This window comes from Bdellovibrio sp. ArHS, assembly GCF_000786105.1.
GTDB lineage: Bacteria > Bdellovibrionota > Bdellovibrionia > Bdellovibrionales > Bdellovibrionaceae > Bdellovibrio.
Genome location: NZ_JTEV01000044.1, coordinates 1 through 10,166, shown reverse-complemented (window position 1 = coordinate 10,166; position 10,166 = coordinate 1). Strand labels below are relative to the sequence as shown.

The window sequence follows — 10,166 nt, the reverse complement described above, 5'->3', positions numbered from 1 at the left end:
CGTCAACGTCAAAAACGATCAAACGAAGAGTCACCTTGATAGGAGCCGCGAATGTCATACCACGCTGACGGCACTCGTCCACGTCGTACTTAGCTGGCTCTAGAGTGTATGATACAAACTCAAGGCTTGCTGTATTGTTGAAATCTGTAATTGGGAATACAGATTTGAAAACGCCATTGAGACCCGCATCGCCACGGCGATCTGGATCCATATCTTTTTGAATGAAAGCTTCATAAGAAGATTTCTGCAATTCAATCAGATTTGGGATATCAATGACCTGCTTGTTTTTTGCAAAAGACTTTCTAACTCGGATGTTAGAAGCTGTAACTGGAGTTCTTTCCAATTTACTCTCCTGATCTGTTTGCACTCCGGCGGAACCGGAGTAGAAAATCGGACATTCGCTTCGGGGGGAATTATCCAAGGCCCACATTAAATCTTTAGATAAGCATCTCAACCTACCTGAAGTTTTAAGTAAATCAAGTAATTATAATACTTTCCGCGAGCTTCTGGAGAGCGACCAAAGCCCCCTTCGACTCGATCAAAAAAGACCTGAAAAGCGACCCCTACTTTAAGAAATATGAAGCCCGACTGTGACCAACACCTTAAGGGACCGAAGAGGCTGAGGCTTCCTCGGCAATGCGGGATCTAAATAATAGCGTGGCGCGTTAATTTAATGAAATTACAGTAAGTTTTCTATTAACTGGCAAAACTTCAGAGCTCTTTGGAACCAGGGGCAGCTTTAAAGGTGTTAAATCGTAGACCTCTCTCAAAAAAGCCTCGCCTTCTTTCACTCGCGCGGTGAATCATTCTTCCAGAAGTTTCAGCCGTGTCCTTTTTTCACAGCCGCTCTGAGCTGTGCTTTAAAAGTAGGCACGATAAACAAAGGCTTTTTTTTTAAGGCAAGTCTTTCCCGCTAAATACCTGAGGTCAAATCGAAAGGCATCGCTGGCCTTTGTTTTCCAACGGCCCCCACTCCCACGACGCGACTCACTTGATAGGATTTCTCAAATTTTAAAGGAGCAGAACTATGATTCTTCTAGGTACTTTTTTTTATTTTATCACCGCAGGATGGATCGCTCATGCGGGCCCCCAGGACCTCGTTCCGTTTTTTTCAAAAGATTTTTTGGTAAAGACAGCGGAGACCGGCTGTATGCCCAAGGGAATGAAAGCAGACAACTCAGGGAGCTTTCTGTACGTCGCTGAAATGTGTGGGAAAATCGATCCCGCCAAAAAGAGAAGAGTCCCGACTGCCTCCATCTTCGACCTTAAGAAGCAAACCCTGGCAAAAACCGTGGTGACACCAGCGGGCCCCGTGGATGGCATTTTCGCCAATACCGAGGTGGACTTCTCTATCGATGGTCGCTTTGCGTTTATCTCTCGGGCTGAGGGCGGCAAAACCGCCGAGATATTTCAAAGTGGCGGCCTGCTTAGTGTGGTGGATACCAAGTCCCAAAATATTATCAAATACATTCCAACAAAAGGAGAAGGCTCTAAAATCATCGCCGCGCGCCCTTTACTGTCAGACAAACCACATGAACAGATACTGTATGTTGCCAATTATTTTTCCGACGACGTCAGCGTCATTGATGTTTCTAACTTGAAGAACGATGGCAACCTGGACGGGAGCAGTCACTTCATTAGAAAGATACGCCTGCAAACCAGTTTTACCAACCCCAGCATCAAAAAGTATCTTATTGCGCCCCGCGGGATCACTTTTACTCCTGACGGAAAGTACGCTTTGATCTTAGCCACGGAAACAGGCAGCTTGATCATTGTGGATGCCGTCAACCACAAACAAATTGCGGAACTTTCACCTATAGAAGAGTCCACCGCCGGTCGTGCGGTAAACTTACGGCATGTCGTGGTGACGAAGAACGGTCGACTTGCCTACTTCAGCCACATGCGCGGAAATGCTGTTTCGCGAATAGACATGGATAAACTGATGCAAGAAATCTCGAAGGTCGCGCCCATGGCTACACCGGTTCTTCCATCTCAAGTCTGGAACAAACTTTTTGTTCCGTTCAACACTTCAGAAGGTCTGAAAAAGATTTTAATCTTGGAGGACTATCCGACAGATCACCCCAACTTCCCCGGAAAAAAGTGGGACCTTGCGCATCCGAATACCATTGTGTTGGATCCCCAAGACAATCGCTATCTGTATGTCTCTTCGCGCACCACTAGTTACAAGGATGACAGTAAAGTCGATCCGCGCATAAAAGGAAAAATTGATATCATCGACACCAGAAACGGGAAAATCGTATTTACTCTGGTGGGCGGTGCTCAACCAACAGCCTTGGAAGTTTCACCCGATGGATCTACTTTAGTTTCCGCGGGCCTTAAGGACGATAAACTCTATTTTTATGACGTGAGCAAAATTATTTCATTATATGAAAGGCGATAAAGAATCTAATCATATCAGAATAGATACTGAACGGAAACTCCCGAGGAAATGTAGTACTGAAGATCGCGATTGCTGTTGTTAAAAACGGCAATCGCGCCATTATCAAAAATTCGCAAATGGTAGGCCAAGCCAATATGTGTACGCATAAACGTGTAAGTGGTTCCGAACTCAAACCCATAGCGCAAAGCTGTAAAATCATAATACTCTGGATAAGGATATTTGTCGGGCGACTCAATAAAGTATCTGTCAGAGTTAAGGGCATATACTAAAAAGAAACCGAATTGCAACGGCCGCCACACGTCCGGCCCTACTGATGTATTCCACCGTGAATACCGATAGATGAAATTCGCCTGATAAAGTATTTCGTCGTCAACAGAATAGCCTCCCAGAGACAGATCCACCGCATGCTCTGGTTCAAGTTCATAACTTGCCCCGGCCGCGAAGGTCCCCAGAAAACCAGAACGCTCAACCACTGCACGCCATTCATCGGCTTGCGCAGATGAAAAAAAGAACATCATCATTCCAACTATCAGGGCTTTATAGTTAAACATGTGTTCCCCAGCGTATCCATTCTTGTCACACAGAACTGATTCCCTTGCACTGTGATACTTAGCCAGTGAGTGCCTTCCTCCCCGGCCACGCGTCCACATTGCATCATGATGGTGCCGTGATCCGTCGACAGATCATAAATATGATTGTGCCCATTAAAGATAATTTTGACTCGAGGATGTTCGATAACATAACCCAGCGTCGTTGCCACACTGTCAAAATAGCGGTCTGAATCGCGCAGCTGCACATGCGAAAAAATGATGATGTTTTTGCCGGTTTCGTCGACTCGAGCCTTCAACCATTCCGGATCAAACTCGTGAGGGGTTTCCAAGTTGTTTGAGTTAAAAACTATAAATCGGTAATTGTCTGACTCAAAATAAAAATTAGATGGCCCAAAAGCCTTGCGATATAGCTCAGGTCCGGCGCCAATCGAGTCATGATTTCCGATAACGTTGATAAGGGTATGGCGAAGTGGCCCAATCGCTTCAATAAACTCGTCATATTCAAGGTTGTAAGCCGAGTTGGTAAAGTCCCCTAGTCCCGCGACAAAATCAAATGTGCTGACCTGATTCATTTGAAACACCATTTTATCCGTGGCTTTGTAATTCTGATGCGAGTCCGAATATATAGCCATGCGAATGACTCCATCACTTTCCGGATTCCCGATCTTTTTCAAAGCCAGTTGATTGAGATTTCTTTCCGGTCGCAAAAGCTTGTCTGAAAAAGGCGAATCAACGAAGGGTGCACAAGAACTGACCAAACAAAAAGTGGCGACATAGAAGAGGAGTTTACTCATAGATTAAACTCCAAGCCCAGGCGTCCGTAAAAATCATTTTCGAGCTGAGTGACTTTAGAGTCTGGATGATAAATCCGTTCCGATTCATAAAGACGTCGATCAACAGCGGCCCCCAGCGCAAAAGTCACACCGGTTCGAGAAGTGACAAACTTTTTGAAAGCACCCTCAACGAAAATCTCTTGATAGTAAATACGATCTTCATCGTCGGGGCGAGAGTCATACAGATACGATCGCACGGTCAAGCCAACACGTCCGTCAAAGACGAATCCATTATCAAGAAACTTTCTTGCCGCATAGTTGACTCCAAACGGGGTCACTTCAAAAGTATGAATCCAGTTAAGCTCTCTTCCCCATGCAAAGCGAAAAAAAGGAAACCCGATGGTCATACGAACATTTTCTTTGAGACTATAGACGACTCCGAAATACGGGAAAGGCTTCCCGTCATGAAATCCCCTATTGTCGGACTGATTAAGAGCAAAGATCCAGCTATAATTCATTTCTGGCGCCATCTGGTATGTTATGGTTCCGTCAAAATAGTCATTGCGAGGCTCGCCCCAAGGCATGTCACTAGCAGTGGCATAAGAGGCAAAAAAACTGAGCTTGCCACCATTCGCGAGATCACGACGAGCCCCGAAACCGCCGCCCTGATTTTGAAATGAATTGGCGATAAAAACCTCGCGCTCGCCTAATCTGAACTGGGTGCGCCCTAAGTTTAAGCTTTCCGCGAAGATGTGCGCCGACGCACTCCAAGTATCGGATTTATAAAGAGGCAATCTGATATCCGTATTAAAAATACGTAAAGGTGCATCCTTGTAAGTATAAGGTGACGTCCACAGATCAGAACGAAAACTGAAAAGCATTTGCAGGTTTTGTTCTTCAATCGTAGGAATAGTTCCTAGTGGGGCGGCCATGACCACGGAAAACTGCGAAAGGACAAAAATAAATAGAAGCAGACGATTGAAGTGAGTCACTATCTCTTTGTAGGCCCTCGGAAAACGACCGTCAACGTCGACGAGCAATTCGTAAAGGTGATATTGCGTCCGAATTAAATTCCTTGCAGGACCAGCTATTTCTTAAAAGGATTCAGAAGATAAAGCCAACTTTGGCCTTTCTTTTTCATTCCTTTTTCAATAACAGTGACTTGGTCTTCATAAATTTTGCCAGCCTCTTCAGGCGAGACATAGTCATCCCAACTAAAATAAATTTCCGGCCAGTCCCGGCCCTCCACCACTTTATTAAGATGCCCTTTTAAATGTTCTTTGAAGAACTCCAACTCAAAATTCCAGTTTTGTGGCCAGCTTCGTTCTTCAATAACCTTTTGGCGTCGTGAAATTTCCCATTTTGCTTGCACGACTTTTTCTAAATACAAATGAAAAAGAAAGTATGCAGGCGCAGGGCGTTTCAGAGAGCTACTGCTGGTTTGGAGTACTATCGACGTAAAATAAGAAGGATAATCTACGGAAATATCCATCCAGACAAGACTTCCCGGTCGACGAAGACTCCAAACCCATTCGTCATTTTTACGTTTCCTTAAATATTCAGGCATTTGTTCGCAAGAAGCATATCGATATTCAAAGACCTCGAAATTACACTCTCTTGCAAAATCAGCTATATATTTCTCTACATTAGCGTCAGGAAATTTTTGGTACTTCATAATTTATTTATCTCTCTTTCGTCGCATCCTGAACCGACGCAATCGCCATCAAAGTACCCCTCATAAGCGTCCTCACCAAGAGTAATGACAAATGGTTCATCATCAAAGATTTCAATGCGTCCATCATTGCCGTGATCGTATCCATCATTTTCGTCATAGGCATAAGCACTCGGCAAAAAGGACGTATGTAACGCCAACACAATGGCTAAAATATTCTTAAATTTCCAATGATCAAAAAACCCGAACACCATAAGCTCCTCCGCTTCCGGAGGAACTACAAAGCAAAGAGAAAGCCGACCAAAAACACCGCCAAAAGGGTTTTATGTGAAAATGAAGAACTTCAATTCCAACGAAAAGGATAATATCCAGGACTGGAGAAACGGAAGGTACCTGCTTCCTATTACTCACAATGGGAAGCGGGTACCTTTTTAACACAAAGGGAAGCAGGTACCCTTTCGAAAAAAAAGCCCCGTGTTTCCACGAGGCTTTCGATTCTTCGCATGAAGAGCAAAAACTACTTAACAGTAACTTTCGCGCCCGCAGCTTCAAGAGCTTTCTTGATTTTTTCTGCGTCTTCTTTAGTAGCGCCTTCTTTAACAGCTTTGTTACCAGCTTCAACAAGGGCTTTTGCTTCAGCAAGACCAAGACCAGTCAAGCCACGAACTTCTTTAATAACGTTGATTTTGTTGGCGCCAGCGTCAACAAGGATAACGTCGAAAGCAGTTTTTTCTTCAACAACAGCAGCAGGACCTGCCGCAGCAGCTACAGGAGCAGCAGCAGAAACGCCCCATTTTTCTTCAAGCATTTTTACAAGTTCAGCGATCTCAAGAACTGTTTTCTGAGACAACGCATCTACTAATTGATCGTTAGTTAGAGACATTTTAAAATCCTCCAAAGGATATAAATTTATTGTTAATTCAAATATTCAGCGCCCAAACGTAACAATTACGCTTGTGGAGCTTCTTCAGTAGTAGCACCGCCACCAAGTTTCTCAGCATAAGCATTCAAGCATCTAGCAAGTGCAGAACCTGCACCCAATAGTGTACCGAGGAACATAGCGCGAAGTTGGTCTTTGCCTGGAAGAGTCGCCAAGAACTTAATCTTAGCATCATCCAACGCTTCACCGTCCATAACACCAGACTTAATCTGAAGAACTTCAACGTCCTTCGCGAATTCAGCCAATGTTTTTGCAGTTGCGTTCACTTCACCGTAAGAGAATACGATGGCGTTAGTACCTTTCATTGAATTAGCAAATGCCTTTTCAATAGCTGGGTGATCTTTGAACGCTCTTTTTGCAAGAGTGTTGCGGACAACCTTCATCTCTGATTCAGCAGCATTCAATTTTTTACGCAAGTTAGTAACCTGCTCAACCTTGATGCCTTTGAAGTCAACGATGAAAGCTCCTTTAGCCTTTCCGAATTTCTCCGTGATTAGCTTAATCTCTTGCTCTTTATCTGCGCGAGTGATCATAAGTGAGCCTCCTTTCGTTAGATTCTTTCTACTCCAGTTTTGCTGAAGTAGGTTGTGCGATTCAGGTTGGTTTGGAGTCACCTAGAACTAGGAAACTTTTTGCCTTATCTCGGTAGGCCCCACACCGTCGTGGGATTACATCTACTAAAAGAAACCTACTGTCTCTGATCGCAATAAAAACTTAAGCTCCGATTTACACCGGAGCTTTTAATTACATTTAAAATTATGCGTTAGTAGCAGTTAGTGCTGCTGCCGCATTTGGTTCAATCTTAACACCAGGACCCATAGTTGAAGCTACGGAGATAGTTTTAAGATAGATACCTTTAGACGCTGCTGGCTTCGCTTTTACGATAGCACCCAACAAAGTTAGGAAGTTATCGCGAAGTTTAGCATCGCCCATAGACTTCTTACCGATACCAGCGTGAACGATACCTGCTTTATCAACGCGGAAATCAAGCTTACCTTTTTTCTCGGCAGCTACTGCTTCACCAACGTTCATAGTTACAGTACCGATTTTTGGGTTCGGCATCAAACCACGAGGCCCCAAGATCTTAGCAACTTTAGAAACAGTCGCCATCATGTCTGGAGTCGCGATACATTTGTCGAAATCCAACCAACCACCTTGAATTTTAGCAACAAGGTCGTCAGCACCAACGAAGTCAGCGCCAGCCGCTTTCGCTTCAGCCTCTTTCGGGCCTTTTGCGAAAACAACAACTTTAACTTCTTTACCAAGACCGTGAGGCAAAGAGATCGCGCCACGAACTTGTTGGTCAGATTGCTTAGGGTCAATACCCAAGCGCAAAGCTACGTCGATAGATTCATCAAATTTAGCTGGAGCAGTCGCTACCACAAGTTTGAATGCTTCTTCAACAGAGTATTTTTTTTGAGAATCAACCTTCTTAGAGGCTGCTTCGAATTTTTTACCTGCCATACATCACCCCTATGCGATATCGATGCCCATGCTCTTAGCCGTACCAGCAACTTGTGACATTGCGGATTCAACTTTCAAGCAGTTCAAGTCAGGCAATTTCGTTGTAGCGATTTGCTTGATTTGATCGTTATTGATTTTGCCTACTTTGTCTTTTTGCGGTTGCTTGGAACCAGATTCCAATTTCAACGCCTTTTTGATCAAAGAAGACACCGGTGGTGTTTTCGTAATGAAAGTAAACGATCTGTCTTGGTAAACAGTGATGATGATAGGGATGATGCTATCACCCAACGCTTGTGTACGAGCGTTGAACTGCTTACAGAATTCCATGATGTTTACCCCGTGCTGTCCAAGTGCCGGTCCAACGGGAGGAGCTGGATTAGCTTTCCCTGCCGGTATTTGCAGCTTGATCATTCCTGTAACTTTTTTTGCCATGACCCACTCCTGCAAGAGGTTTGTTTATGAGTGCCCCGACCTATTCGAAGCGACCCTTTTATAAAAGAGCTACACTATGTAGCTCTTAAATTATTGTTTTTCAACTTGAATGTAGTCCAATTCCACTGGAGTTGGTCTACCGAAAATGCTGACAAGAACTTTCAGTTTCCCTTTGTCCTCGTTCACTTCTTCTACAGAACCCTGGAAGTTGCTGAATGGACCATCAATAACAGTCACATTCTCACCGACAGAGAACTTCACTTTTGGCTTCGGTTTTTCCGCCATACCAGCCATTTGCTGCGTTACACGAAGAACCTCTGCTTCCGGCACCTCTGGAGGACGAGTTTTAGTCCCACCCACGAAGCCCGTCACTTTAGACGAATTACGTACTAAATGCCAAGTTTCATCGTTCAAAAACATCTGAACGAAGATGTAACCTGGGAAAAATTTACGCGATTTAGTCTGTTTTTGACCTTTTACAAGCTCAACAACGCTTTCTGCTGGAATAAGAATCTCTCCGAAAAACTCTTCCATTTTATTGGATTTGATTTTTTCTTCGATGGCCTTTTTGGCAGTGTTTTCACAACTTGTTTGAACGTTAACGATGTACCACTTTTTTTCCATGGTTCGTTCCTTACTTCATGAGGTAGTTGATAAAGAAGCCTGAGATCAAATCGAATGAACTGATGATAACGCTTGAAATAAGCACCATCACGATACATGCGATTGTCATGGCCGTTGTGTCTTTACGAGAAGGCCATACCACTTTACGAATTTCGGAGACAACCTCTTCACCCCAAGACATGACTTTTGGGTTGAATTGAAGGACTGCAAAAACAACCAAGCCCAAAGCCACTGGAAGACCGTGGCGGACCATGTCGGAATCAGCAGCTCGTGCTACAACCCCGAAGGCGCCAGCGAAGGCTTTGATGAGAAGAGATGTTGTCAAACCGACCAAGATAGCTGCGATAGCAAAGCTGATTGTCAAAATCTTAGAGTTGGCCTTTTCCATAGTTCCTCTTTGTTTGGTTTTCAAAATTGGCAGGGGCGGAGGGATTCGAACCCACGACCTAACGATTTGGAGTCGTTCGCTCTACCACTGGAGCTACACCCCTGCGATCTTCTTGATGATAAGTGAGGAATCTCGATGGCTCAAACCTTGGGCTTCATCAATTCTCATCAAGAATCTCCATTTTTAGGAGATTTTCGCAGTTTAAAAACTTCTTAAACCGACCAAAAATTTAATTTTTTAGTCATGCCAAGAAACACCGCGGGGGACCCTTTTGTCAAGGAGTCCCCCAGGTGATTTTAATTTAGCCTATGCTGCGTTATCGTTATTCAACGATTTCAACAACTACGCCGGCGCCAACAGTACGGCCACCTTCGCGGATCGCGAAACGCAATTCTTTTTCCATTGCGATTGGAGCGATCAACTCAACAGCCAATTCAACGCGGTCACCAGGCATAACCATTTCAGTTCCAGCTTTCAAAGTACAAACACCAGTTACGTCTGTTGTACGGAAGTAGAACTGAGGACGGTAACCATTGAAGAATGGAGTGTGACGTCCGCCTTCTTCTTTAGTTAGGATGTACGCTTCAGCTTTGAATTTTTTGTGAGGTTTTACTGAACCTGGTTTAGCCAAAACTTGACCACGTTCAACTTCTTCTTTTTTAGTACCACGAAGAAGAACACCACAGTTGTCCCCTGCTTGACCTTCATCAAGAAGTTTACGGAACATTTCGATACCAGTTACAGTCGTTTTTTGAGTTGGACGGATACCGATGATTTCGATCTCGTCACCAACTTTAACGATACCACGCTCTACACGGCCAGTAACAACTGTACCACGACCAGAGATAGAGAATACGTCCTCTACTGGCATCAAGAAAGTTTTATCAGTAGCACGAACTGGTTCAGGGATGTAAGCATCAC

General features: G+C 44.3%; 14 protein-coding genes and 1 tRNA gene. 1 reads left to right on the top strand and 14 read right to left on the bottom strand.

Features of this window, described 5'->3' with window-relative positions:
• The coding region (locus OM95_RS16885; RefSeq protein ID WP_291516726.1) for a hypothetical protein at positions 1 to 343 on the bottom strand (343 nt) is incomplete at its 3' end.
• Positions 344 to 1,027: 684 nt separating this feature from the next.
• On the opposite strand from OM95_RS16885, the gene OM95_RS16880 reads away from it, so the two are divergent.
• Positions 1,028 to 2,401 (top strand): beta-propeller fold lactonase family protein, encoded by a 1,374-nt coding sequence (locus tag OM95_RS16880; RefSeq protein WP_041876479.1) that lies wholly within the window; start codon positions 1,028 to 1,030, stop codon positions 2,399 to 2,401.
• A 14-nt stretch (positions 2,402 to 2,415) separates the two neighbouring features.
• Here OM95_RS16880 and OM95_RS16875 read toward each other — a convergent pair whose 3' ends face one another.
• From OM95_RS16875 to OM95_RS16815, 13 genes are all read right to left on the bottom strand, one after another.
• Entirely contained in the window at positions 2,416 to 2,952 is a 537-nt protein-coding gene (locus OM95_RS16875; protein ID WP_291516724.1) for a hypothetical protein, read from the bottom strand.
• Positions 2,931 to 3,746, bottom strand: a complete 816-nt coding sequence (locus OM95_RS16870) for a metallophosphoesterase family protein (RefSeq protein ID WP_041876476.1) — start codon at positions 3,744 to 3,746, stop codon at positions 2,931 to 2,933. Before OM95_RS16870 ends, OM95_RS16875 begins: the two co-directional genes overlap by 22 nt.
• Positions 3,743 to 4,717: a hypothetical protein gene (locus tag OM95_RS16865; protein ID WP_291516722.1), complete on the bottom strand. Its 975-nt coding sequence runs from the start codon at positions 4,715 to 4,717 to the stop codon at positions 3,743 to 3,745. The genes OM95_RS16870 and OM95_RS16865 overlap by 4 nt, the downstream gene beginning before the upstream one ends.
• A gap of 95 nt (positions 4,718 to 4,812) precedes the next feature.
• A complete protein-coding gene (locus OM95_RS16860) occupies positions 4,813 to 5,400 on the bottom strand; it encodes a hypothetical protein (RefSeq protein WP_041876474.1) in 588 nt (195 codons plus the stop codon).
• Positions 5,397 to 5,651, bottom strand: coding sequence for a hypothetical protein (locus OM95_RS16855; RefSeq protein ID WP_041876472.1), 255 nt, complete (start codon positions 5,649 to 5,651; stop codon positions 5,397 to 5,399). Before OM95_RS16855 ends, OM95_RS16860 begins: the two co-directional genes overlap by 4 nt.
• A 263-nt stretch (positions 5,652 to 5,914) precedes the next feature.
• Complete coding sequence (gene rplL, locus OM95_RS16850; RefSeq protein ID WP_041876470.1) at positions 5,915 to 6,280, bottom strand: 50S ribosomal protein L7/L12; 366 nt, start codon at positions 6,278 to 6,280, stop codon at positions 5,915 to 5,917.
• A gap of 65 nt (positions 6,281 to 6,345) precedes the next feature.
• A complete protein-coding gene (gene rplJ / locus OM95_RS16845) occupies positions 6,346 to 6,870 on the bottom strand; it encodes a 50S ribosomal protein L10 (RefSeq protein WP_041876467.1) in 525 nt (174 codons plus the stop codon).
• Positions 6,871 to 7,093: 223 nt separating this feature from the next.
• Positions 7,094 to 7,801, bottom strand: coding sequence for a 50S ribosomal protein L1 (gene rplA / locus OM95_RS16840; RefSeq protein WP_041876464.1), 708 nt, complete (start codon positions 7,799 to 7,801; stop codon positions 7,094 to 7,096).
• A 9-nt stretch (positions 7,802 to 7,810) separates the two neighbouring features.
• Entirely contained in the window at positions 7,811 to 8,233 is a 423-nt protein-coding gene (rplK, locus tag OM95_RS16835; RefSeq protein ID WP_038448239.1) for a 50S ribosomal protein L11, read from the bottom strand.
• 90 nt (positions 8,234 to 8,323) lie between these two features.
• A complete protein-coding gene (nusG, locus tag OM95_RS16830; RefSeq protein WP_041876460.1) occupies positions 8,324 to 8,857 on the bottom strand; it encodes a transcription termination/antitermination protein NusG in 534 nt (177 codons plus the stop codon).
• A 10-nt stretch (positions 8,858 to 8,867) separates the two neighbouring features.
• Positions 8,868 to 9,245, bottom strand: a complete 378-nt coding sequence (gene secE / locus OM95_RS16825) for a preprotein translocase subunit SecE (RefSeq protein WP_041876457.1) — start codon at positions 9,243 to 9,245, stop codon at positions 8,868 to 8,870.
• 27 nt (positions 9,246 to 9,272) lie between these two features.
• Positions 9,273 to 9,348: transfer RNA gene (locus tag OM95_RS16820), tRNA-Trp, on the bottom strand.
• Positions 9,349 to 9,567: 219 nt separating this feature from the next.
• Positions 9,568 to 10,166: EF-Tu/IF-2/RF-3 family GTPase (locus OM95_RS16815; protein WP_041876455.1), on the bottom strand; the 599-nt coding region annotated here is incomplete at its 5' end.